Here is a 23,820-nt window from a genome sequence, read left to right as displayed (position 1 = left end):
TGCAATTGTACGAAGCCGGTCTGATAAATTTGGCTTGTATGGGTCTGTCAGCATGCTTCATATACCAATAAAATATTATATTGGCAGCCAAAATTCAAGGCAATGGAAAAACTATTAGCTAAAAAAGGGATAGAATTTCTATCGTATACCGATGAAGAAGGCTCTCAGATAAGCTACGCTTTCACGAACAACATGCTGAAGCAGGGTATTATCGTCGTTTTGTCTGAATGGCAGTATGACCCTGAAGAAGAGGATGAAGAATCCGAAGAATCAGAAGAAACAGTTGAGATTAACGCAGACGAGCAGGATTGGGAAGAAGAGGATGGCGAAGCTGCTCCGGAGGCGCTTTTCGAAACTACAGTTTCAGTGATATCAACTAAAGGCGGCATTTCTCACGAATTCGGCATTTACGCAGATGACCGTGCTGTCGTACCTCCTATTTACCTCTACAGAGTTATTCTTGATCTGGTTGAGATCATCACCGGTAATGATGCTGACAGTTTGCCGGAAGTGTTGGAATCAGTTTCTACAACAGTTAGTTCTTCTGAAGACTATGCTGAGGATCCTGAAACGCGGAATCAGATGAATATTATGATAAAAGATCATCTGGAAAAGGCAGCGAGTTTATTAGCGGAAAGATAGTCTTTAAAACGGCTATAAATATTTACAAAGGGCTGGCCATATCGAGGCCAGCCCTTTGCTTTTAGCTTGTGTTTATTTTTTAATGGGGATACAGCTCTTTAGCGATAGCCCCCTGATGCGTTTCACACTGTCCGGTTATGAAAGTCGAACTTTTTCTTTAGTAAAAGAATAGAATGTTGAATGCTCGTTTCCCAATTATCATCAACTATTCCCTTCGCCTTTAAGTCAAAATGATTCATTGCCTCCAGTGCCTTTTCTGCCAGGTGCATAGTTAGCAGGTAAAATTGACGATATGAAAATCCTATAGTTTCATTTTCATTATACATTTCAACGATGCCTTCATCTACCCAAACGATATCATCGGTTATGTATGGACCATATATGAACCCGTTGTTTCCTGAACTGTAATTGGTTCCCTGCAATACATTTTCAACGAACACCAGAACATCCTTTATGAAAATGTCCCGAAAAATCTGGATAGCCGAATCTTCTTCAATCCTGTTCTCGAAAATATGAGTAATAACAAAAGGCTGCTCTTCATTTACATTATCACCTTCTTTAAAGGAAATGACATACAGATTTTTCTTTAACGGCATTTGCTTCACTTCCGGATAATGTGCATCAGCAATTTTTTCGTTTAACACTGGAATAGTGTTTCTAATTGCAACTTCCCATTCATCTGTTAATCCAGCCTCCTTTTTAAATTGAGGATCAGCCCAGGCCTCTAGTGCTTTTTCTACTATTTGGAGCAGAACTTCATAAAACTGCCTTTCACTTAACAATGTACTTTGAATAAGTGTAGAGATTTCTACAGTTCCCTCATCGCAGTAGATGGTATCACCGGAATAATACATAAACGTACACCCATGGTTATTATAATTAAACCCACCCTCCTTAAATATCTTTTCCATGCGTTCAGGCAACCGTTTGAGCGTGGACATGATATAAAGCAAACCACTTATTGCTGTTTTTGCGCCCACATCTTTTCGATCATCCGCATAGGTATAAACAAAAGGTGTCAGCGTTCTGGATAACACATTCGGATTAAGGTCTATTTTATATAAGTTCATACTTTACGAAAACGGTTACTAAGATATCCAGGTATAGTTCAAAAATTCAGGAGCTGAAAACTTTACTGTTGAAAAGACCAAATAAATACTCCAATTAACATAGCAAAGCCACTGAACAACAATCATCCAGTGGCTTTGCTGTATATGTAATTTCATCGGGAGTGCTGCTCTTTAGCCATTTTTATCGCATCCACATAAGCGTTCAGATCGAAGTCTGGATTAGGATTTTCCTCATATGCCCTGGTGATCATACTCTCTCTCAAAAAGAAATCATAACCAGCCTGAGTGGATACAAACCAATTCTCTTCAAGTAACAATTCCTCATTTTCCCAGCCCAGTTCTTTGTCTAACCTTTTAAGAAAAATAGGTATCCTAAAGTAGTTCAGCTTATATAGCTCAAGATTCCACTTAAAATCAAAAACCTCACTAATCATTGTCATAGGCAACCAATAATCAGTTTTCACAACAAAAACAAAATGTTGCTCTGAGATTCTAAAGTTTTCAATACTGACTAAGTTACTACTTGTTTGCTCTCCATTGGGCGTATACATTATTGTGTCGCCTTCAATATCAAACTCCGATGCATCCTTCAGATAGAATGCTTCTACCTGATCCAATAATTCATCGACTGTATCATACTCTAAAGACATACCACCAGTCAATCTTTTAGGAATTAATATCTTAGATGAAATGAGATTTTCCATTAAGATCCTCATACTTTCTCTAATCGCAGGATAACTTTCATTATGGTTCTCATAATATATTCCATCGAAGTGCCAACGGCCACAATCTCTAATCATATACTTAAAATTTTATAAACTCAACTTTTTCACCGTTCCAAATCACCTTTATCTTCTCGCCATTTGAAAATATAAAATGAAACTCATCAATTATTACGTTGTTTGAAGAATTTTCTCCTTTTGCATAAAGCTGATGTTTTAACTCCCGTAATATCTTTTCATCCTTTTCAATATTAGCCAGATCATCAGCTTCTACTAATATCAGCTCTACAATCCTCTTATCGGCACGCGCATCATATAATTGCTTAGCCGCACCTTCTATTTTGCCCTTACTCAACGGACCATCATTCGTTTTGAATTGATATGCCTCCAGATATGATTCCTGTCCTTCTACAGGTGCACTTTTTCTTATTCCCAAGTCTACATCATATTTCGTATTCGATCCAGGAGTTGGTTCCTTTTTGTCTTCAAAGCGCAAGCCTTTAGGTGTATGGCCGGCCTCCAATAACTCATCTGCTTTCTCCATAGCCTGAATAGATGATTTTAGCGTATGCTCATCTCCAGAGGCGTTCGATACAACGGTACGAAAATTATCAATCTTGACCAGCCCGGCCTTTTGCAATTCCTGTTGCTGATCTATCCTTGAATATATAGTTACATTATGCTGTTCCAACGCAACCTGTAAGCGGTCTATCGTTTCCCTTACGGTATATTGGCTTTTGCGGACCGTAACTCCTGCGGGGGTGGTCATGACAATACTTTAAAATATTAAACGGGAAATGGCTTAATCTTATTATAAGAGACGGGGGACTTTGCCGCTATTAGCACGTATCGCCTTTGAGCGGACTGTATTGAAAAACTCCGGCGTGAAACCCAGGTAGCTGGCAATATGTTTTTGCGGGATGCGCATGTCCAGTTCCGGGTATTTTGTCCTGAAATAATTATATCGTTCACAACCACTCATCGACAACAACTGTATCTGTTTGAGGTGGATCGTCGCCAGCGAATTCTGATATGAAATGCGGAAAAAACGTTCAAGACCCGGTACATCTTTCAAAAAACATTCTAATGCCATGTTAGATATATGCACCAACTCACAGTCTTCCAGCGCAACGATATTACAAAGTGCCGGAGCGTTAAATGTCCTGCTGTAAATATCGGATACCCAATAACCTTCTATTGCAAAGTAAGTGTTATGCTCCACTCCTTTCTCGTCGACATAATAGGTCCTTAAACAGCCTTTATTTACAAAATATTCATGGCGGCCATCGTCGCCTGCACGTACCAGTAATTCCTTACGCTTAAGCGTCTTAATGCTCAATAAAGAACAGAGTTTCATTTCCTCTGACTCAGAAAGTTGCGCATGTCGGCGTATGGTCGAAAGAAAACGTTCAAAATCCATATTAAAGCAGCTTTATTGGGTTGCAATAAAGTTCAGGATCCTGAACAACATAAAAAATTAAGGTACCTTAATTTTTCAGTTAGAACATATTTCTTATCTACTTAAATGTGAGGTAATTAACTAAGGCAGATTAAAGCGGTCCCCAGGCCGGCGGCCGCTTTAATCTGCCAGCCGCCTATGCTGATACAACAGGTACGCCACTGATAAATAATAAGTGGCAATCGGTATAAGCCCTTAAAACGATCTGCGTATCTTCTGCAGATAAACCTATGGCAACCGTTTCATGGCCGTCCATTGAAAAGCCTTCCGAAGAAGCTTCTACATGAAGAGAGCCTGACAGGAGATAGATCGTACCATTCCAGCCAGCCGGCAGCTGATGTGAGAAAGTCTTACCTGCAGCTATGTTCATATCAAGAAAGGTGATCCTTTCCGGTGTCGGCGTTTCGTTCACCATGCCTGCCGCCGACCCTAATACCACTTTTACTTTAACACCATCCACCTCTTTCTTTGGCATCTGTTCGGCCGGGATTAAAATACTTTTAGGCGGCAGATTACGTGTTTCGGCTGGGATTTCCAGGAATAACTGGAGGCCGTGAATTTTTGTATTTGCGGTTTCAGGATATTCGTGATGTGTAACACCACTTCCTGCCCATGTCCATAACAGACTGCCGGTAGTGATCGTTAAGTCCGTTCCCATGGAATCCTGGTTGTGATACGGTGCGGAATCATCAAACAGATAGCTCAACGCCGACATATGACGATGCTGGTGCGGGCCAAATACGTCACTGCTGAGACGGAAATCGTCAAAACCCATGATGGGGCTTAATAGTCCCGCATACTCAGTTCTGTTGGCTCTGAAAGCAGTAAAAGAAGCATTTCCTGTTTGTGCAAGCTCCACGATCCTGGACCTTTTAAGATCAGATAACATTACATTAAGCATAATTGTGGTTATTAGGTGATATAATAGATGATGATTTATTTATTATTAAAAATGTAGCGTTGCGTTTAAGCCTGTATACCATATATCATGAGCTGTTGCCGGAATCGCTTTCAAAAAAGCACCCCGCTGATAATACGTGCCGATAGCTGTTAGCCTGAATCTTGCATTATGCTGATAGGCAGCCAACAGTTCGAACATTTGCCCTACAGAACGTTCGCTGTTCGACGCCGGTAAGAAATATCCTCCGCCAGGACCGTAAATTCCATCACCCAGGGACTTCCTCCAGAACCGGTAATAGCCACCTGTGACATTAACCTTTGTGCAGGGCTGTATTCCTGTTCTCAGATGCACCAGGATAAGGTTCGCCGCTCCTGCGTTATCAATAAATCCGTAGTAAATAGCTTTGGGATAGATCGGGTTGAATGTTTGCAGCGAAGGTCCTGCCGCATTTTTATCGCCACTTGAAATAGCCGATTGCAGCGACACATTAGGTTTGACTCCCTTACCCGAAAACTGGTAGCCCAATGTTTGTGTCAACTTCCAGGCAGTAATATTGCCACCATTGAATTTACCTAACTGAAGATCACCTTCTGTGTACGCTGACCATCCGTTCTTATCGAAAGTCAGACCTGTACCGATCGTATTCCTTTTCTCCTTACCGGCACCCTGTGTAAACGTAGCTGTGCTCCTGTGTGTAAAAAGATAAAACAGGTCTATTTTACGGAGCCAGGACTCTTTATAGTTATGCGTGAACCAAGCCCCTGCTATTTTCTGGGAAGGATCGATCTGATCGTCAAAAAAGCCTTCATTTGTTCTTACCAATTCCATAGCAAAAACATCCAGTCTGTCATTCTCTTTTTCGATAATGACTTTCCCACCAACAAATGAACGATGAACATTCGCATCGCGAATATCAAGCAGACTGCCTACACCATAATGAAGCACCTGTTCTCCGATCCTGAACTTCAATACTGTCTGATTTGCCGTTTCGATGGCATATTCAGCAAACAGCTCTGTCAGCGCCAGTTTATTAACATCCTGAACTGGTCTTGGTCCACCGTTCCGGCCACTCTGGAAACTTGATTCAAGTTCTCCAAACACCCTGAAGTGTTTATTATAGTGAACATCAGCATGTAATAAGATCCGATGTAATAAATAACCATTATTATCCTGTGGCCCTATCCCCCAGAGATAATTATCAAACCGCTCATAGACCTCCCTTAAAGACCCACCGAGACTAATAAAGCCTTTATTGTTACGTATAGGAATATGTCCCAGCCGTGAGAACACATCAGCCGGTTTACCGGCACCTTCACTTTTAAGTGCTGGCCAATACTCTTCGGCGGCATCAGGCATATAACCGGTCCCTACTGAATCTGTCGTCTGAGAGAATGCATGATCTGCTATTCCAAATGAGCAGAACAACAGGGATAGCGCCCGGAGGCTTTTACGTATTTGTACATTAATATTCATATCGGTATGTGGCATTACCACAGCTTGCTTGATAGTTGGATCGCGGATATTATTTGTAGTCAGCCGTCACAGAACGTTCAGCTCATAGCGCAAAAATCTGCTTTTAGCCAAAGAAGGCGATTAAGATTTCTTAAGTTTTAGAAGAAGAAAAGAATAATTGATGATGGGTCCAAAGTCGGTAGAAAAATAAGATATCTTAATTTTTTTGGCCTGAAGAAAGAAGAGTTTTGTTGTGTTGAAAATTGAAACCTAAATCATCACAAAAAATAAAAAGAACATGAACACACAACCTTCAAAGCTTACCGCAGACAATTCACTGGTAATTCTGATCGACCACCAGCCTGGCTTATTGATGAACTGCAAAACTATCGAGCCGTTAACTATTAAGAACAATGTTGTTGCTTTTGCAAATGCCTTAAAGGTGTTGAATGTTCCTACTATTGTTACTATGCAAAGTCTTGGCGGTTTTGGGCCGATCACTAAAGATCTGGCTGATGCCTTGCCCGATGTAAAGCATGTTGACAGAACTATTATTGACGTTTGGCAGGAACCGACTATCCGGAAAATGATCGAGGATTCAGGCAAGACCCACATCATCCTCGGTGGTATTACATTAGAGGTATGCGCTATGTTCCCTTCACTGTCACTGCGTGAAGCCGGTTACCAGGTTTATACTGTGATGGACATTTCAGGCAGCCAGAGTGCAGACATCGAGAGATGGGCTTTACAACGCCTGGTACAAGCTGGCGCAATTCCTGTCAGCTTCACAGCTGTATTAATGGAAATGCTGGCGGACAATTCACGTGCCGAAGCTGGCGGCGTTTATGGTGCATTAAGCGCAAGCTGGGGCCTGCCTACTTTCCTGGCTGAATATAACAAGTGATCATTCTCCCCTCTTTAATTCTGCTACATAAAGCATCCTAAAATGAAAGCCGTCTCATAAGCGATTATGAGGCGGCTTTCGTTTCAACCAATATCTAACCATGGACCTGAACAGATACCAAGACAGCCCCGTAGAGACGATCATTTCCTTCCATAAGATGATCGTACACCTGGAGAAAGTTGCTACCAGCAACCAGGGTTTAAGTGCACAAAGGGCACAACAATTGCTGAAGTTAACAGCGCCTTATCCGGTTTTAAGGGAAGGTACAACTGATCCTTCCGCACTTGCGTCTATCAATGACGTTATCACTGAGCTGCTGGCTGAATTATTCCCTGCTATTCTGACTAACAACGAAATCAAAGCTGTCACTGTTCCTTTCCAGAATGTTCTATTGAATCCAAGCGACCGGTTACAACGTATTCTAAATGCGGCCGGACCGAAATTTGATATGGTGATCAGGAATTTCAATGATCATCAGTTTTATGTAAATACCTGTTGCCTTATTTTAAACCAGCACTATGGGACGAATTTTAATTTCGGCAGGCCACTGCTCTATGATATCCCCAACGCCCAAGGCATTATGAGGCATTACCGTATTCTCTATAATACGGACTTCATTGAATTGACGCCAACTGATAAAGCTGTTGACATACAACCAGAGGATATTGAATTGTTGCGTGACAGCTTCGATGACATTAATGTCTGGAAAAGATATTTCCCGAATGGCAGCTGGTTATTCAAAGGCTTCGCCATCATGAATCTTTTTGATGCTACGGTGGAACATGCGGTATCCACCCTAAAAGGATCGTTGCTAGGCGCTACCGATAGTGAAAAGCTGAAACATGAAATGCTGAAAGTCTTTCGTTCGATCTATAAAATACCTGATCTGAAATTCGGCTTTACCTCGTATAATGAAGCTGAGAATAAGTTTAGCCTTGCCACTTTCAATTCAAAACTAAACAGCTATCTTTTAAAAGATGGTAAGGAACAGGCATGTGCTGAGTTATCCCGGATCATACAACAGGACAAGTATTCGGTAATATCAGATGTGGGCAAACTGCTGCAAACAGAGCCTGAAAATGGAATGGCCCGGCTTCTAACAGAACAGCATATTCAAAGCGTCATATTAGCGCCGGTAATAAAAAATGGCGTACCGTTGGGTGTATTGGAATTGGCTTCACCCAATACCGGTGATTTAAACAGCATCAATGCTCCGCAGCTGGAGGCCGTGATGCCTTACATTTCGGATACCATAGACAAGCAGCATTCCTATATGCAAAATCAGGTACAGGCACTCATTCAGAATGAATACACCACTGTGCACCCAAGCGTTTACTGGAAATTCAGGAAGGAAGCTCAAAAAGCCCTGGACGCCCGTGCTGTAAAAAAGGAATATGCGTTAAGGGAGATCATTTTCCCTGATGTAATGCCATTATATGGACAAGTAGATATTAAAGGTTCTTCAACTCAGCGAAACACCAGCGTGCAATTGGACCTGTACGCCCAACTCAACGCTGCATTGTCACTTGTTAAATTATTGCAGCTAGAAACAGGTAAATTTGATCTGGCAGATACTATCAACTACCTTCAGGAATTGATAGCAAATGTTAAGAAATGTCTGAAAGCAGATTCCGAGCAATTTGTTCAGCATTATCTTGAAACGGTTATACACCCATTGTTTGAAAGTGCCACCGGATCCAATACGTCTCATCAACCGGCTATCGACAACTACTTCAAACAATGTAAAGGATCGGGCGATTATCACCTGAACCGGCGTAAATACGAGGATACCGTCGCACTTATCAATCGCAAAATGGCTACATTGATCGATGAGGCACAAGCGCCGGCACAAGCGATATTCCCTCATTATTACGAGCGTTTTAAGACTGACGGTGTTGAGCATAATTTATACATCGGCGCTTCCATTGCACCTGCAAAGTCGTATAACATTATGCATCTGTACAACCTGCGTTTATGGCAGTTACAGGTAATCTGCCATATGGAATCAGCCCATCAATCAATGAAAAAAGACCTCCCGTATCCGCTTGACGTCACTTCACTAATACTAGTTTATAACCATCGTATGTCTATTCAGTTCCGGATGGATGAAAAACGCTTTGATGTAGTGGGTAGTTACAATGCCCGATTTGAAATTCTCAAGAAACGTATTGACAAAGCTTGCATCAAAGATACAACAGAACGATTGACAGCAGCAGGCAAGATAGCGATTGTATATACCAGCAAGAAGGAAGAGACCGAATATTTGAGATACATCCATTTTCTGCAAGACAGGCAATTGCTTGGAAAACACATCGAGCTGGTAGATATTGAGGACCTGCAGGGAGTTTCGGGATTAAAAGCAATACGGGTCAGTGTAACGTCAATAAATGATATTCACACGCTCCCGATGTATTCGTACGCAGATATGACAGCAGCTAACTTATCTATGAATGAACTTCTCAGGTAGCATTTATCCCCGCCATACGCTACCTGCCTATCCGGGCTGGCCGGACAGTGTGCTATTCTGTCTATGCTTTCGGATTGGTTATTTTTCGTTTCGAGCGTAATACTTTTGCATGTACGGTATTAAAAAATTCAGGCGTTAAACCTAAAAAAGTAGCTATATGCTTTTGCGGAATACGGTCGGCCAGTTTGGGGAACCGCTCTCTGAAATGAACGTATCGCTCCTCTGCACTCATGTATAACATCTGAAGGTTCTTGAGGTGCTGGTTTACCAGGGAACGTTCATAAGAAAGCCTGAAGAACCGCTCAAGCTTCGGAACTTCTTCCATAAATTCTTCCAGTGCCTGATGGCTTATCTTTACCAGTTCTGAATTTTCAAGGGCTACAATATTACAATAAGTAGGGGCCATCTGTGTACGGCTATACAGATCCGATATCCACCAATCTTCTATTGCAAAATACAGATTATGTTCAAGCCCTTTCTTATCCACATAATATTCTCTGAGGCAACCTTTGTTAACAAAAAATTCATCTGTGCATACATCGCCTTCACGCAAGAGAAATTCCTTTCTCTTTAACTTTTTGATGGTCAGCAATGAGCAAAAAGCCTCTTCCTGCTCCGGTGTCATCAGCACATAGCGCCTTATATTCTCCAAGATATTATCGTATTGCATATCTGAATTATTTAGAACTAAAAGTTACAAATGTTAGCCTGGAACTTTTGTTAAAAATTAAGAAATCTTAATTTTTTTCATACCCATATCGAGGACTTTTGTGTCATAAAAGTTTGATACCAATGAACAAATTGAAGGAAGAACGTAAAGGTTTTGAAACCATTGGCAACAGTTATCCCGTTGCAGATAACATCACCCGCAGCAACCTGAATATCGCAGGCATTCCCTGCGCATGGTTTTCACCTGCCGACGCTCCGGAAGACGACATCGTGTTCTTTATTCATGGCGGAGGTTTTATCTACGGCTCCATCAATTCACACGCTCCTATGGTAAGCCACATCGCCCTGAAGTTGAATCGTAAAGTGTTGATGATCGACTATCGTCTGGCGCCTGAAAATCCTTTCCCTGCCGGCATCGACGACTGTGTGAGTGTCATCAATGCGATCCAGGATGAAAATCTCGGCGTTAAATTCAGCATCATTGGTGATAGTGCAGGCGGTAATATTACCATGGCGACACAACTCAGGCTTAAGGCACTAAACCGTCCGCCTGCAAAATATACGATAGTCATTTCCCCCTGGGTTGATCTCAGATGTATCAATCCTAGTTATACCCGTAATCAAAAAACAGACACTGTATTATCGCAGGCATACTTACAGCAATGCGCCGAAATGTACGCTCCGGGAAAAGATCTTACTACGCCTCTTCTGTCGCCCGTTAATGGCGACTTCCAGGGTATCGGGCCTGTATTGATATTGTGCGGTACCGCTGAAATATTGGAAGATGATTCTATTCACCTTCAAAACCGCTTACTCGAATGTAATGTGCAGGCGGAATTGAAATTATTTAAAGGAGAATTACATGTCTGGCCTTTTATGGACATCAGCAGTAAAGCTTCGCAAGAGGCATTAAACGATATGGCGGACTTTGCGACAAAGTCCGGTTTGGTAAAAATCTGATCAACGTATACAAACCGAAAAATTATGGAGAACAATTCAGCATTGCTATACGATGTGATCATCGTTGGTGGAGGATCGGCCGGAGCGGCCATGGCAAGTCGTCTTTCAGAGGACTCTTCAAGGAATGTTTTATTATTAGAGGGTGGGAAAGCCTATGCACCTGACGCTTATCCGGAAGTGATTGCAAAGGCAGACCACGTGACCGGTGATGCACAACATGACTGGGGATATTTCGGAGACACAGGTATCGCTGGCCGTAAAATACATGCATTCCGCGGCAAGGTACTTGGTGGTAGTTCAGGTGTTAATGCAGCGGTAGCCATTCGGGCACGCAAACCGGATTTCGATAAATGGGTAAAACTTGGTTTAAATAACTGGGCCTGGGACAAGGTGGTGGAAACCTATAAATTGCTTGAGCATACTACCGATGGCCAGGACTCCATACGCGGACGTAAGGGTTTATTTCCTATCCGGCAGGTACCGTCGGAAGAGCTAACGCCTGCACTGCGCGCCTTTGTTGCCGGTACTGTAAACGAGGGATTTAATCGTGTGGAAGATTTCAATGGTTATGAACAGGATGGTGTAAGTGCTTACCCTCTTAATGTATTACACGGCGTTCGCCAGAATACGGGGATGACCTATCTCAATGCTGATGTTCGTAAACGATCAAATCTCACCATCATTGGCGAACAAACAATTGATCGTGTGCTTCTTGAAAAGCAAAGGGCATACGGTGTCATCACTGCAGATGGCAGCGAATACCGTGGAAGAGAAATTATTCTCTCTGCCGGTGCGTTCGGTAGTCCTGCAATCCTGATGCGTTCAGGTATTGGTCCAAAAGATGATCTGGAGGCACTGGGCATTGATGTCATCAAAGATCTTCCTGTTGGTAAGAAACTCTATGAACATCCTTTTTACTACAATGTATATGAATTAAAGAGAGAGGCCAATGCTATGAGTCCCGCAGCAGGCGCAATTCTATGGACACGTAGCAAGAATGCACCGGAGGGAGAACTTGACATCCATGTTTCTGCAACCCATCTTTTTGCTCCAACACTGACTGAAACCGGCGGTGCTATTGTATTGGCTTGTGCCGTTACTACGCCTGAATCTACAGGTTTTGTCAGTCTGAAAAGCACCGACCCTCTTGACGCACCTACCATTGTATATAATATGCTGAAAGAACCGTCAGACCTGAACAGAATGGTAGAGGCTGTGAAGATATCCAGAAGCATCGGTCTTGATTCCTTATTCGGGTCGGTAAAACAACGGGAAATGTTCCCGGGAGAGTCTGTCAATAATGACATCGAATTAACAAAGGCAATATGCGAGCAGATTGACGGATATCAGCATCCTACCTCCACTGTTCCAATGGGATTGGAAAACGATCCGTCCGCAGTAGTGGACCAATGGGGAAGTGTATATGGCATACAGGGATTACGCGTTATTGATGCTTCCATTATGCCTGTTATAGTTTCAGCGCCTCCTAATGTAACAACCGTTATGATGGCAGAACATATCTTCAGAAACATTTACTGATTATTCCGTGAGGCATTATCTCCGGAAAACATACGAGACATAAATAATCCTAAACAGAACTTTAAACAATGAAAACAATTAACGTACCTACACGTGAACAGGTAAATCCACAATCACAGATTATTTTTGACGCTATCGCTAAGAAGCTGGGAAAGGTCCCTAACCTGTATGCAACCATAGGTTATTCAGCTGAGGCATTGAAAGCAATGCTGGACTTCGAGGAGACGTTAAATCATGGCATATTTACCGCGAAGGAAAGAGAGGCCGTTTATCTTGTCGTATCTCAGGTTAATGGTTGTGATTACTGCCTTGCAGCACATACAGTCATTGCCGGTATGAGAGGTTTTACTAAAGATGAAATTCTAAACAGCCGCAGAGGACAGGTAGCTGACCCTAAATTAAATGCTGTGCTGCAACTTGCAAAAGCGATAGCTGAGAATAAGGGTAATGTTAACAGTGCTGTTAAAGATGCATTTTTTGAAGCCGGCTTCAATGAAGCTGCACTCATAGAGCTTGCAGCGTTGGTAGCCCTTCGTACGTTCACGAACTACGTCTATGCACTTACTGCGATACCGGTAGATTTTCCGGCCGTAGAAAAGATCTGAATCAACTGAAGTTCTAATAGCCAACGGACTGTCTCCTAAGTCGTCTACCATAGAGACAGTCCATTTTTTTCCCTCTTCATTATAAGACTCATTGTTTAAAAACCAGATTATGCTGGAAGACCACTTGCTGATTATACTGTCATTGCTGTTTGTGACATCTATGCTTGCACTGGTAAGCGAAAGGATCAGGGTATCCTACCCCATTTTACTGGTACTGGCGGGATTACTGATCAGCTTTATACCTGGCGTACCGGCCATAAAGATGAAACCGGATATCATCTTTGTTATATTCCTCCCACCATTACTTTATTCGGCGGCATGGTATACGTCATGGACTGATTTCTGGCGGTTACGACGCCCAATCGGTTTGTTAGCATTCGGACTTGTTATTTTCACAGCCACTTCCGTAGCTTTTTTCTCACATTGGCTGATCCCTGATTTTTCACTGGCACTAGGCTTTTTACTCGGAGGCATCATATCTCCGCCGGATGCAGTTGCTGCCTCTTCTGCTTTTCAACGTCTTAAGGTGCCCAAACAGGTAGTATCAATATTGGAAGGAGAAAGCCTGATCAATGATGCTTCAAGTCTGATTGTTTTCCGCTTTGCGCTGGCAGCAATATTTACCGGTCAGTTCGCATTTTCGGATGCCGTGGGCAGCTTCTTTAAAGTGGTCATTTTCGGTGTTCTTATAGGCTTGGCCATTGCACACATAGTATATGCTATCCATAGGTTTCTGCCAACTACACCGGGCATTGATATTGCACTGACATTAATTTCACCTTACCTGATGTACCTGGCAGCCGAGCATTTTCACGGTTCCGGAGTACTTGCAGTTGTAAGCGGCGGCTTGTTCCTGTCTTTCCGCTCATCTGATATTTTCTCTTACAATTCCCGCCTGCAATCAGTTACAGTATGGAATGTAATTGTATTCCTCCTCAATGGTGTCGTCTTCATTCTAATCGGCTTGCAGTTGCCTGGCGTGATACAGGGAATTGGAAAGTACTCCATAATGGAATGTATCTATTTTGCTGTTGCCATCAGCTTACTTACTATCATTGTCCGGATCATCTGGGTATTCGCGGCAGCTTATTTTCCCTTATTTAACCGGCGTAATGCGAACCGGCAAGGACCGCGGGACTGGAAGACAGTATTTGTAGTAGGCTGGAGCGGCATGCGCGGTGTCGTATCTCTTGCATCAGCCCTGACGCTACCGCTCACATTATCTGATGGCAATGATTTCCCTTACAGGAGCCTGATATTGTTCATTACATTCGTCGTGATCTTATTCACACTGATCTTGCAGGGATTGAGCCTTCCCGTTCTTTTAAAATTTCTGAAGTTAGAAGTGAAGGACGATGATGCCGTGCAAGAGGCGGAGATCAGATATAAACTTGCAATAGCTGTGACTACCTACCTGGAAACACATCATCAGGACCAGATAGCCAGTAACCCTGTTTTCCGGCGTGTAAAAGAAAGGTATGATCGTGTTGCAGAACTGGCCGGTGAAGATATGGAAGGCAACGCATCCAGTCTTGAAATCATAAAAACCAATGAGGATATGTTGGTCAGGATAATTGACGTAAGACGAGAAGTGCTGAAGCAAATGCTACAGAAAAAGGAGTTCTCTGATGAGCTGATCCGGGCGAAACAACGCGAGCTTGACCTGGAAGAAGCAAGTGTCAGGAAATGATCATTAGCATAATTAAAAAGGACAGCCAGTTATAAACCTGCTGTCCTTTTTTATGTCCTTTGCTATGAGGCTCTCTATTTCTTCAGCACTCCGCTCACTTGCTCACCCAATACCTGGTATCCCTTTTCATTTGGGTGCAGTCTATCGCCCGTGAACAACGCATCATTCAGCGCGCTGCCATTCATGAAGCTTTTAGAAAGGTCAAAAAACTTACATCCGTTTGCCGCTGCCATTGCCTTTATTTTTGGGTTTATCTGCAACACCCGTTGTATCATATCACCGCGGGGAAGGATACCGCCTATTAAAATGGTAGCTGCCGGTTTCCTGTATCGTATCTGTTGTACAAGAAAAGTAAGCCCTTTAATGATCTCTTCATCCTTATTTAAGCCGAGGTTATTGGTACCGATCATAATAACGATCTTATTTCCCTTAAAATGGTCCAGTTCTCCATGATATACACGCCAGAGTACGTTTTCTATTCTATCCCAGCCAAAGCCGGCATTCTGCACATGCAACGGCGCCATATATTGCTGCCAGGCGGCCTCTCCCCGACCGGCTACTTTTTCTCCTTTGGGTTCTCCACCCCAATAGTTAATAATTGAATTGGCGAAGATGACGACCTGGGGATTGGTCTTCTCAATATTAGAGATAACATCTTCATGCCTTTTTCTCCAGTCATAGCCATCCCGGTATTGTTCAACAGCGTATTGTGTTGACAGTTCTCCCTTAGGCTCATGTAATATCTCACGGACCTTCTTCTCATAAGCCAACGCATATTGGACCATACCATAATCGTCGGGATGTACACCGTCGGTGGTACTGTTAACATCAAAGTTGATCTCCTTTTCTGTCAACATATAAAGTTCCTTTATACCATCTTTCTTCAATCCATTAAATATTTCGGTGATGGTATTACTGGCTTCATGATATGCGTTGATCTTTGCGGTATCCATACCCAGAGGCATGTTGCCCGCAGCATGTTCTGCCAATAGAATGGGTACATCAGGGTGTTGTTCACGCAGTTTGTTTATGCCATACATCAAACGATTCCGTACTGTATCTAACGGAAAGGACGTCTTATTTACAAGATTGGGCATACAATCCAGTATATAAAGTTTCGCGTCGACGCCGGCCATCACATCAAATACAGGAACATCAAAACGGCCATTACCGCTAAATCCGAGGTTGATCACTTTCCGGCTTATATTCCTCTCCAGTATATTCGTCCACGCCATTCCCGCCCTTGACGCTACTGCTCCCTGCATGATAGATGTACCATATGCTACGATAGGTTTATCCTTATCCGGCCTGCTATATTCAAATTTTTGCCCCTCAGGCACGCCTATGGTGATCCACCGCAATTCACTATATAATGGCAGGTACAGGTAGAAATCTGCCAGTCCGCCTGCATCTATGCTAAGATTGCGATATTCATACACGCAGGTATCTCCGAAGGAATATTTCCCTGGTGGCGCCCAATTCCATCCGCCATGTACATCTTTTCCAAACAAATCTATTCCGCTTACACCTGTAGCAGGCATATGAGGCATTGCATAATTTTTTCCCGCGACCGCATATCTTATAACAAAATTGCGGGCGGTAGTTTTGAAATGCAGGTATTCACCCGCGCTCTGTGTGGATTGCCTCCATACACCAGCGGATACCTTTGATTCAAGTCTTGCAGGTAAACGATGAAAAATATGGCCGGTATCCTGTTCACAAATACCTACGGCCCATTGGGCCTCATGCCAGTCATAAGAGACCTGTGCATAGGTCGTAGCTTCAACACATACGAATGCAAGTAAAAAAAGTAAGTTTTTAACCATAATGCGGAATAATTATTTCAATAGAACAGGCGGAATCTGTACTACTACCAACCCATCTGCCGGACAAATTAATCCAAAAAAGTTAACCTGCATATATGGTCCCTCATTTATTACCCTCTACCCATTGCCTTCAGTTTTGCCTGCCTTCCGTTGTCAGGTTTCACGTTCTTTGAATCATATCCGTTATTGAACGGTTTGGGAAGATTCGATGTAAACTCACCTTTTCTCTTTCTTAACATGCTGTTTTTGACGCTATAAAAATGTTCCACCACAGCTGTCAATTCTTTAAAAATTTCGAAGAGCAACTTTTCCGCCTCCTTATGCCATTGATCAAACTTGCCTACAAGTTTTTTGTCGCCAGCTTCCAGTGATGCCCGTCTTGCTTTGAATGCCATATTATCGAAAGTATGTTCCAGCACATGTTCTTCATTCTGGAACTTCCTGCAATACGCTACAGCGTTCCAATCTGAGTTTTTCATCTTACTGAGTGCATACGTATCATTCAGAAAATTAATCTCACATAAGCGGTCAATTTTCAGCAGCGTATCCTTTGAAAAGTTCGAAAACTTATCAGCATTTTTAGGATCGCCTGTGCCACCGTCAGCAGTTCTGAACGTTTTATGCTCTCTTTTTTCATTAAAACCGGCTACAGTCGTTCTGAGGTGCGTTATTCTCTTTACGGTGGTATCAAAGCCGCTTAAGTCCGTCTTTTCAGAACCTGAGTACCCGTTGTTATGCTGCTCTATGTCTTTTATGCCTTGTTCAAGCTTGCGTATCACTTTTTCAACCATACCGGGTACATCATTAAATATGTCAGCGCCCTTTCCGTTGTCATTGCTGTTTACATGGTCCCTTCCCATCTTATTTAATTTTTGTATGTATCCATTTATACTGTCCCTATACTGTCCCGGACAATGCCGCCCCGGGTAATGATATTCCCCTGGATATGACTCAATCCCGCACCTGCCTGTCATCAATCACCCAAGATAACATTGTCAGGCACCCAAAAGTACTGAAATACAACACTTTGCAATATCCCCAAAAGTGGTGGTCGGGCTAACCTAAATTTGTAATTTAGGGGTATGGAAAGATCAGATATCCCCCGCCTGGGACTGGAAACATTTACTGAGGTAAACTTTAAAGTTCCTTTTCTGACCGTGGAGCAGTATCCTCCGGATGCCAATCTTTTTGTCGTAGAGAACAGAGAGCGCTACCCCGTTAAAGATTATATATCTCCGAACAGAAGGCAATTTTACAAGATCTTTCATATGGCATCAGGAACAGGTGTGCTCACCGTAGGGCTGCATCAATATGTTATGAATGCCGGCGAAATCGCATTCCTACACCCGGATGAGATCATGTCCTGGCAAACTACATCAACAGAAACACGCGGGCACTTTTGCCTTATCCATCCTGATTATCTGGAACAGGAACCACACCTGCTGCAGTTATTAAGGAACTACCCTTACTTTCAGCCGGCCAAAGCGGTCGTTCAATTAACGGACACACAATCTTCTAATATTAACCGGTATTTCGAACTAATATGGACGGAAGACCGTGGACATAATGAAGATAAAAAACAGGCCATACTTTTGCATTTGCAGATGATCCTGCTGGAAGCCCAGAGAGCTGGCAGAAACCTCGCTGACGTGGCTGTGCCCGAAAGTTATCGTTATATACACGGATTTCTCTCTCTGCTGGAATCTACCTTCCAGGTAAAGACTACCGATGATGTCGTAAAAATCAAAACAGCGGGAGAGTTTGCGGATCAGTTGCATGTGCATCCCAATTACCTGAATTCCCTGGTCAAGAATCAAACGGGGAAAACATTGAGAGAGCATATACAGGACAGATTGCTCTATGAAGCCAAAGTACTGTTATTACAAACCGATTGGGACATTAACACTATCAGCTATACCCTGGGCTTCTCTGAACAAGCCGCTTTCACTTCCTTCTTTAACAGAAAAGAGCGCATATCCCCATCCAAATACCGGAAAAAAGAGGTTGCCTGAATGAATATTTGAAACTCACAATTATTCCTGTTATCCGATTAAATGCCACCCGGGCCAATGTAAGTTTCTTTGTACCATAAATCTTAAACAAAAAATTATGGGAACGCAAAAACAAACATGGTTTATAACGGGTGGTTCACAGGGGATCGGACTTGAACTGGTAAAACAACTACTTGCCGATGGACATAACGTTGCTGTAACCGGGCGCAATCTTCAAACAGTTAAAAGCGCTATTGATACTACTTCCTCTCAGTTTCTTCCTCTGCAGGTCGATGTTGCGGATGAGGCGAGTGTTGGCAAAGCTGTAGCGCAGACGATCGCACAATTTAAATCCATCGATGTACTGGTGAATAATGCCGGCTATGGTTTGATTGGCGGTATTGAAGAAACATCCGCAGATGAAGTACAGGCTATCTTTGATATCAACGTGTTTGGCCTCTTAAATGTGACCCGTGCTATATTGCCCCATATGAGAGCAGCAGGATCGGGGCATATCTTCAATTTATCGTCTGTTTTCGGCCTGATCTCTGGCGCAGCCTGGGGATTGTATTGTAGCACTAAATTCGCTGTGGAAGGTCTGTCTGAAGCATTAGCACAAGAAGTGCAATCCTTCGGTATTCATGTAACAATCATTGAACCCGGATATGTTCGTACCAACTTTCTCAAGTCCGGAGCTATCGTTCATCCGAAAAATCCGATTACAGCATATACCGCTATTGAGGAAGAAAGGCGCAAACATATGGAAGACATCCCAGGTAACCAGCCCGGCGATCCTGCAAAAATAGCTGGGGTAATTCTGGCTACATCAAGATTGAGCGAGCCACCTCTTCGTCTGTTATTAGGTGCAGATGCATTGCAATATGCCAATTACAAAATAGATATGTTACAGACCGGCATAGCAGCTAATAAAGAGATCACACTCTCTACAGATTTTTAACTGCCATTAAACACATTACGCATTGTTATCAGTGGTTGAGACGGATGTAATAACAAACTATTCATATATTGAGAAAAGGCTCCGATACCGAAGCCTTTTCTTAAAACCTAAACTTAAAATACACACAATGAATCAGATCAGCTCTGATATCTTTACCTGGGCTGCAGCAAGTGTGATGGCTAACTCCTCTTCACCATGAGCAGCACCATCTAAAATAACTACTTCTACATCATCGATCCCCATGATGTTGAATACGGTCTTTAAATATTCGGTCTGGAAATTCAAATGCTGGAGATACTCCCCTGGTCCGTATCCTGCATTCCCACGTACAAGGAACAGGTAAGCCTTTTTATTCTTCAACAACCCCGTATATGGGCTTTCAGCTTTGGGATTGATCAATACTGTTTCATTTACTCTGAGAACCTGGTCGAAATAAGCTTTCAGTGCACTTGGAATTGACCAGTTGTACATAGGCGTTCCCAAAACAATAACATCTGCGTCCTTTAATTCGCTGATCAACTTATTGCTGACTTCAAGCGCCGCAAAATCTTCTGCTGTTCTTAATCCTGCAGGTTTGAAAGCACCTGCTATCCAGGCCTCCGAAACGTGTGGTATATTTTCCCTTCCTACCTCACGATGAACCACACTGTCTTCCGGATTCTTTCCTTTCCATTTCTCAATAAACACTTCCGTTAAATACCTGCTAAGAGATCTGTCTTTCCTTGCGCTGGCGTTAATAACCAATACTCTGCCCATTACGTTAATTTTAGAGATTTATGTCGGTCGATTTAGTAAACCTGTCTATTCTATCTTTTTGCATCAATACTCCAGGGATATCCGGGAGCAGCAGCCAGCAGCAAACTTGAAAAACTCACCACAAACACAGCGTATGTAAATGGCGCTCTGTAGTCAGCAAAAAACAACATGCTTAAAGCGAAGATGAGGGTAAGGGCAAAACTACCATATGCGGCCATCCTTGTTTTATATCCTATGATCAGCATGATTGCAAATATTGCCTCTCCTGCAGTTGCCATGAGGCCCAGGAAAGACGCCGTAGCAAGGTTTACATATGGCACAAGCGTGTGTGTATAGGCAACAAAGTTATTCCAGTTACCCCATGCCACGCCTTTTGCCCCCGGAGCACCTAACCAGCCGATCCTGTCCATTACAGGTAATAGAAATCCTATACCTAAAGCCAGTCGCAATAATAATTGTGCAAGCGGATGTATTCCTTTCATATGAGCTACATTTTATATCTACAAAAGTATTGCGGCAGGCTGTGTTGATGGGGTGCCAGATATGTATATTCAGGTAGTCCAGTAGTTAATAATATTTGAACAAGCGTTTAGTTTCAGACGCCTGTATCTTCACGATATTTCGCCATTTTTGAATTCACCTGAACCATGCCTATCTTCGGTATCTGTCAACCATGTGATACATCAATTTCGGCTTATGCTTCCGTATAAAAATCTAATTGTCATAGATAAGAAAAGTAACGTAGCAGTGTACAAACAACTTGCGCTCCAGCTTATTAGCCTGATCCAGGAGGGAAAACTTCTTCCGGGCACTGAGCTTCCAAGTACCCGTACGCTGGCCGATGATCTTCAGCTGCACAGAAAAACTATTATGGCCGCTTATAATGCCCTGGTAACAGAAGATTGGATCGACAATTTGCCACGTAAAGGCTACACCGTCTCACTTCGTTTACCCGTTGTCAAACCCAGGTCGTATAATACGAACAGATTAGGATCGTATAAAGGAAGCAGCGGCTTCAGATTTGACAAGATGGATACGCTTTTTAGTCTCACGAAACCTCCCAGCGGCGCCCGTATTGTCGTAAATGACGGTTTCCCGGACGTCTCTCTTTTACCTACAGAAGCTATCTTAAAAGAATACAGAAATGTGCTCGATTATACTAACCTGAATAGAATCAGTACGTTTGGGGATGCAGACGGGTCAATTGAACTCAGAGGATCACTCTGCTCCTTTCTTAACCAGACAAGGGGCTTAGACATAGGAATAGAGAACCTGCTTGTTACCCGGGGTGCACAGATGGCTATTTATATTGCAGCATCGCTTATCATCAAGCCGGGAGATAAAGTTATTGTCAGTGATCCGAGCTATTTTATTGCCGATGCGGCATTTGAGAAACTTGGTGCACAACTCATCCGTGTGCCGGTAGATGATGAGGGAATGTGCACTGAAAAGCTGGAAGAAGTGCTCAAACACAACGACATAAAGATGATGTATGTTATACCTCATCACCACCAACCGACAACCGTCACTATGAGCGTAGACCGGCGAAACCATTTACTGCAACTGATAACAGCTTATAACATTGCCGTAATTGAAGATGACTATGATTATGATTTCCAATTTCAATATGACCCATATCTGCCCCTGGCAAGTGGCGATCATGGAGGAAATATTATCTATATAGGATCTGTCACTAAAGTATTGGGAACACCCTTCCGGCTGGGATATATCATCGCTACAAAAGAGTTCCTGATTGCGGCAGCGAAACTAAGAACGATCATTGACCTGAGAGGAGAAGTCGTTATCGAACATGTCGTTTCCGGCCTGATAGATAACGGAGAACTGATGCGTCACATAAAGAAATCCAACAGGATATATGCACAAAGATGTGACTTCCTCGCAGATCTGGTCACAAGTGAATTAGGTGATATTGTCGCTTTCAATAAGCCGTCAGGAGGAATGGCGCTATGGTTGAAGTTCAAACAGGAATACCCGCTCATCAGGGTACTCAGCAAAGCCGGCACCATGGGCTTAGCGCTAACAGGCAGTGTTTACAGTAAAGGTAAAGATGCCCGGTTCAATGCATGCCGGTTCGGGTTCGCGTCTCTTAATGAAGAAGATATGAAAGAAGCAATATCTATTTTAAGGAAATCTGCAGATAGCATAGGTAATTGATCCAGGCTTTTCCACGGGAAAATTTATAAAAAAATACTGGTACATCCATAAATAATTATCTGGTCCCATTCAGCTATTTTCTGCGCTTTTAACTTTGCGTCGTAAATTCTTTAAACGACTGAATATGCAGATATTAAAAGCAAAAACGCTGGAAGACATTGAATTTGCAAGGGAAGCGATCCTGCAGTTCCGTCAGAATCTTGATCCTGCCACTTTCGTAAAACAAACTTATGAGATGATGGAGAAAGAGTACTTTGAACTGGCTTATATTCCCTCTGCAGACAATAAAAAAGCAGCAGCATTTATTGGCTACAGAACAATGAACATGCTCCGCACGGGAAAAATAATTTATGTGGATGATCTCTTTACTTTACCCGAGTTCAGAGGTCATGGTTATGCAGGAGCCTTACTTGATTATGTACATAAAGAAGCGGAAGAAAACGGTGTCAACACAGTTCATCTAGATAGCGGATTTGCATTACATCCGGCCCATCGTTTATACCTCAGTAAGGGTTATATACTGGCATGCCACCATTTTGCCAGGCCAACTCAGGCTAAATGATTTTCCTGAATATACAATATACAAGATGCGATAGCCTGGCCATCTTTTTTGAGATAGCATCCATCTTTATGGATCACTAGCAGGCTTCTTATTTAACATTCTGTTTTCGATAAACATTCCAACGTATTGAAGGACCAAATGAGCCCCGCGCGTTCCTGCGTGGGGCTTTTGATGATGTCTTGCATTGTTACAGGTAACGTCCATAAGCAAACTTTTTTTCACGGGTCAAAGCAACATCTTTAGGGTCTATGCCATCCATCGGTGCCAGGCTGGTAAATTAAAGCGTATTTTGGAATGTTCTTTCATCAGAAAGAAGCCATTCATAAACCGTGAAAGCGGTTTTTTATGTGAGCAGCAATTCCTTTACAGTTCGATTCCCCGGCAGATCTTTCACTGCCGCAATGACCCTGCCGCCTGCAGGCAGCGCAGTGGCTTTATAATACCAATCTACTCCGTTACGGCCTAAAACTGC

22 protein-coding genes are annotated in these 23,820 nt (G+C 42.8%); 11 read left to right on the top strand and 11 right to left on the bottom strand.

Annotated elements, in window-relative coordinates; all coding sequences use genetic code 11:
• Positions 1-102 precede the first annotated feature (102 nt).
• Positions 103-642: a hypothetical protein gene (locus C7475_RS21395; RefSeq protein WP_110055451.1), complete on the top strand. Its 540-nt coding sequence runs from the start codon at positions 103-105 to the stop codon at positions 640-642.
• A 122-nt stretch (positions 643-764) separates the two neighbouring features.
• Here the strand turns inward: C7475_RS21395 and C7475_RS21390 are convergent, their stop codons facing one another.
• From C7475_RS21390 to C7475_RS21365, 6 genes are all read right to left on the bottom strand, one after another.
• Positions 765-1,712: a hypothetical protein gene (locus C7475_RS21390; RefSeq protein ID WP_110055450.1), complete on the bottom strand. Its 948-nt coding sequence runs from the start codon at positions 1,710-1,712 to the stop codon at positions 765-767.
• A 152-nt stretch (positions 1,713-1,864) separates the two neighbouring features.
• Positions 1,865-2,512 carry a hypothetical protein gene (locus C7475_RS21385; protein ID WP_110055449.1) on the bottom strand — a complete coding sequence of 216 codons (648 nt, stop codon included), beginning with the start codon at positions 2,510-2,512 and terminating at the stop codon, positions 1,865-1,867.
• A gap of 4 nt (positions 2,513-2,516) precedes the next feature.
• Positions 2,517-3,203, bottom strand: coding sequence for a hypothetical protein (locus C7475_RS21380; protein ID WP_110055448.1), 687 nt, complete (start codon positions 3,201-3,203; stop codon positions 2,517-2,519).
• A 42-nt stretch (positions 3,204-3,245) separates the two neighbouring features.
• The gene (locus C7475_RS21375; protein WP_110055447.1) at positions 3,246-3,854 is read right to left on the bottom strand and encodes a Crp/Fnr family transcriptional regulator; all 609 of its coding nucleotides are present in this window, start codon (positions 3,852-3,854) and stop codon (positions 3,246-3,248) included.
• Positions 3,855-4,029: 175 nt separating this feature from the next.
• Positions 4,030-4,794: a pirin family protein gene (locus C7475_RS21370; protein WP_110055446.1), complete on the bottom strand. Its 765-nt coding sequence runs from the start codon at positions 4,792-4,794 to the stop codon at positions 4,030-4,032.
• A 45-nt stretch (positions 4,795-4,839) separates the two neighbouring features.
• Complete coding sequence (locus C7475_RS21365; protein ID WP_158286572.1) at positions 4,840-6,267, bottom strand: alginate export family protein; 1,428 nt, start codon at positions 6,265-6,267, stop codon at positions 4,840-4,842.
• Positions 6,268-6,544: 277 nt separating this feature from the next.
• Here C7475_RS21365 and C7475_RS21360 point away from each other — a divergent pair, with 277 nt between their 5' ends.
• Together C7475_RS21360 and C7475_RS21355 are read left to right on the top strand one after the other, a co-directional pair.
• Positions 6,545-7,150 (top strand): isochorismatase family protein, encoded by a 606-nt coding sequence (locus C7475_RS21360; RefSeq protein ID WP_110055444.1) that lies wholly within the window; start codon positions 6,545-6,547, stop codon positions 7,148-7,150.
• A 100-nt stretch (positions 7,151-7,250) separates the two neighbouring features.
• Positions 7,251-9,617: a GAF domain-containing protein gene (locus C7475_RS21355; RefSeq protein WP_199236271.1), complete on the top strand. Its 2,367-nt coding sequence runs from the start codon at positions 7,251-7,253 to the stop codon at positions 9,615-9,617.
• Positions 9,618-9,678: 61 nt separating this feature from the next.
• Here the strand turns inward: C7475_RS21355 and C7475_RS21350 are convergent, their stop codons facing one another.
• Complete coding sequence (locus C7475_RS21350) at positions 9,679-10,287, bottom strand: Crp/Fnr family transcriptional regulator (protein ID WP_110055443.1); 609 nt, start codon at positions 10,285-10,287, stop codon at positions 9,679-9,681.
• A 122-nt stretch (positions 10,288-10,409) separates the two neighbouring features.
• On the opposite strand from C7475_RS21350, the gene C7475_RS21345 reads away from it, so the two are divergent.
• From C7475_RS21345 to C7475_RS21330, 4 genes are all read left to right on the top strand, one after another.
• Positions 10,410-11,246, top strand: a complete 837-nt coding sequence (locus C7475_RS21345; RefSeq protein ID WP_110055442.1) for an alpha/beta hydrolase — start codon at positions 10,410-10,412, stop codon at positions 11,244-11,246.
• Positions 11,247-11,270: 24 nt separating this feature from the next.
• Complete coding sequence (locus C7475_RS21340; protein WP_110055441.1) at positions 11,271-12,785, top strand: GMC family oxidoreductase; 1,515 nt, start codon at positions 11,271-11,273, stop codon at positions 12,783-12,785.
• 68 nt (positions 12,786-12,853) lie between these two features.
• Positions 12,854-13,390 (top strand): carboxymuconolactone decarboxylase family protein, encoded by a 537-nt coding sequence (locus C7475_RS21335; RefSeq protein ID WP_110055440.1) that lies wholly within the window; start codon positions 12,854-12,856, stop codon positions 13,388-13,390.
• 109 nt (positions 13,391-13,499) lie between these two features.
• Positions 13,500-15,080, top strand: a complete 1,581-nt coding sequence (locus C7475_RS21330; protein ID WP_110055439.1) for a Na+/H+ antiporter — start codon at positions 13,500-13,502, stop codon at positions 15,078-15,080.
• A gap of 74 nt (positions 15,081-15,154) precedes the next feature.
• Here C7475_RS21330 and C7475_RS21325 read toward each other — a convergent pair whose 3' ends face one another.
• Together C7475_RS21325 and C7475_RS21320 are read right to left on the bottom strand one after the other, a co-directional pair.
• Positions 15,155-16,906 carry an SGNH/GDSL hydrolase family protein gene (locus C7475_RS21325; protein ID WP_110055438.1) on the bottom strand — a complete coding sequence of 584 codons (1,752 nt, stop codon included), beginning with the start codon at positions 16,904-16,906 and terminating at the stop codon, positions 15,155-15,157.
• 110 nt (positions 16,907-17,016) lie between these two features.
• Positions 17,017-17,766, bottom strand: a complete 750-nt coding sequence (locus tag C7475_RS21320) for a hypothetical protein (RefSeq protein WP_110055437.1) — start codon at positions 17,764-17,766, stop codon at positions 17,017-17,019.
• A gap of 222 nt (positions 17,767-17,988) precedes the next feature.
• On the opposite strand from C7475_RS21320, the gene C7475_RS21315 reads away from it, so the two are divergent.
• Positions 17,989-18,918, top strand: a complete 930-nt coding sequence (locus C7475_RS21315; RefSeq protein ID WP_110055436.1) for an AraC family transcriptional regulator — start codon at positions 17,989-17,991, stop codon at positions 18,916-18,918.
• A gap of 97 nt (positions 18,919-19,015) precedes the next feature.
• Positions 19,016-19,855 carry an oxidoreductase gene (locus C7475_RS21310; RefSeq protein ID WP_110055435.1) on the top strand — a complete coding sequence of 280 codons (840 nt, stop codon included), beginning with the start codon at positions 19,016-19,018 and terminating at the stop codon, positions 19,853-19,855.
• 132 nt (positions 19,856-19,987) lie between these two features.
• Here C7475_RS21310 and C7475_RS21305 read toward each other — a convergent pair whose 3' ends face one another.
• Together C7475_RS21305 and C7475_RS21300 are read right to left on the bottom strand one after the other, a co-directional pair.
• A complete protein-coding gene (locus C7475_RS21305; RefSeq protein WP_110055434.1) occupies positions 19,988-20,611 on the bottom strand; it encodes an FMN-dependent NADH-azoreductase in 624 nt (207 codons plus the stop codon).
• A gap of 50 nt (positions 20,612-20,661) precedes the next feature.
• Positions 20,662-21,093 (bottom strand): DoxX family membrane protein, encoded by a 432-nt coding sequence (locus C7475_RS21300; protein ID WP_110055433.1) that lies wholly within the window; start codon positions 21,091-21,093, stop codon positions 20,662-20,664.
• A gap of 214 nt (positions 21,094-21,307) precedes the next feature.
• Between C7475_RS21300 and C7475_RS21295 the strand changes: the two genes are divergently transcribed.
• The gene (locus C7475_RS21295) at positions 21,308-22,786 is read left to right on the top strand and encodes a PLP-dependent aminotransferase family protein (protein ID WP_110055432.1); all 1,479 of its coding nucleotides are present in this window, start codon (positions 21,308-21,310) and stop codon (positions 22,784-22,786) included.
• 124 nt (positions 22,787-22,910) lie between these two features.
• Positions 22,911-23,348 (top strand): GNAT family N-acetyltransferase, encoded by a 438-nt coding sequence (locus tag C7475_RS21290; protein WP_110055431.1) that lies wholly within the window; start codon positions 22,911-22,913, stop codon positions 23,346-23,348.
• Positions 23,349-23,820: the final 472 nt, after the last annotated feature.

This window comes from Chitinophaga sp. S165 (assembly GCF_003182155.1).
In the GTDB taxonomy this organism is placed as follows: domain Bacteria; phylum Bacteroidota; class Bacteroidia; order Chitinophagales; family Chitinophagaceae; genus Chitinophaga.
The sequence above is the reverse complement of the archived record's forward strand: the minus strand, read 5'-3'. Positions and strand labels throughout refer to the sequence as shown.

Excerpts from the sequence above, each read along its gene's own strand:
- C7475_RS21395 (WP_110055451.1), top strand. The coding sequence starts at position 103 with ATGGAAAAACTATTAGCTAAAAAAGGGATAGAATTTCTATCGTATACC.
- C7475_RS21390 (WP_110055450.1), bottom strand. The coding sequence starts at position 1,712 with ATGAACTTATATAAAATAGACCTTAATCCGAATGTGTTATCCAGAACG.
- C7475_RS21385 (WP_110055449.1), bottom strand. The coding sequence starts at position 2,512 with ATGATTAGAGATTGTGGCCGTTGGCACTTCGATGGAATATATTATGAG.
- C7475_RS21380 (WP_110055448.1), bottom strand. The coding sequence starts at position 3,203 with ATGACCACCCCCGCAGGAGTTACGGTCCGCAAAAGCCAATATACCGTA.
- C7475_RS21375 (WP_110055447.1), bottom strand. The coding sequence starts at position 3,854 with ATGGATTTTGAACGTTTTCTTTCGACCATACGCCGACATGCGCAACTT.
- C7475_RS21370 (WP_110055446.1), bottom strand. The coding sequence starts at position 4,794 with ATGCTTAATGTAATGTTATCTGATCTTAAAAGGTCCAGGATCGTGGAG.
- C7475_RS21365 (WP_158286572.1), bottom strand. The coding sequence starts at position 6,267 with ATGAATATTAATGTACAAATACGTAAAAGCCTCCGGGCGCTATCCCTG.
- C7475_RS21360 (WP_110055444.1), top strand. The coding sequence starts at position 6,545 with ATGAACACACAACCTTCAAAGCTTACCGCAGACAATTCACTGGTAATT.
- C7475_RS21355 (WP_199236271.1), top strand. The coding sequence starts at position 7,251 with ATGGACCTGAACAGATACCAAGACAGCCCCGTAGAGACGATCATTTCC.
- C7475_RS21350 (WP_110055443.1), bottom strand. The coding sequence starts at position 10,287 with ATGCAATACGATAATATCTTGGAGAATATAAGGCGCTATGTGCTGATG.
- C7475_RS21345 (WP_110055442.1), top strand. The coding sequence starts at position 10,410 with ATGAACAAATTGAAGGAAGAACGTAAAGGTTTTGAAACCATTGGCAAC.
- C7475_RS21340 (WP_110055441.1), top strand. The coding sequence starts at position 11,271 with ATGGAGAACAATTCAGCATTGCTATACGATGTGATCATCGTTGGTGGA.
- C7475_RS21335 (WP_110055440.1), top strand. The coding sequence starts at position 12,854 with ATGAAAACAATTAACGTACCTACACGTGAACAGGTAAATCCACAATCA.
- C7475_RS21330 (WP_110055439.1), top strand. The coding sequence starts at position 13,500 with ATGCTGGAAGACCACTTGCTGATTATACTGTCATTGCTGTTTGTGACA.
- C7475_RS21325 (WP_110055438.1), bottom strand. The coding sequence starts at position 16,906 with ATGGTTAAAAACTTACTTTTTTTACTTGCATTCGTATGTGTTGAAGCT.
- C7475_RS21320 (WP_110055437.1), bottom strand. The coding sequence starts at position 17,766 with ATGGGAAGGGACCATGTAAACAGCAATGACAACGGAAAGGGCGCTGAC.
- C7475_RS21315 (WP_110055436.1), top strand. The coding sequence starts at position 17,989 with ATGGAAAGATCAGATATCCCCCGCCTGGGACTGGAAACATTTACTGAG.
- C7475_RS21310 (WP_110055435.1), top strand. The coding sequence starts at position 19,016 with ATGGGAACGCAAAAACAAACATGGTTTATAACGGGTGGTTCACAGGGG.
- C7475_RS21305 (WP_110055434.1), bottom strand. The coding sequence starts at position 20,611 with ATGGGCAGAGTATTGGTTATTAACGCCAGCGCAAGGAAAGACAGATCT.
- C7475_RS21300 (WP_110055433.1), bottom strand. The coding sequence starts at position 21,093 with ATGAAAGGAATACATCCGCTTGCACAATTATTATTGCGACTGGCTTTA.
- C7475_RS21295 (WP_110055432.1), top strand. The coding sequence starts at position 21,308 with ATGCTTCCGTATAAAAATCTAATTGTCATAGATAAGAAAAGTAACGTA.
- C7475_RS21290 (WP_110055431.1), top strand. The coding sequence starts at position 22,911 with ATGCAGATATTAAAAGCAAAAACGCTGGAAGACATTGAATTTGCAAGG.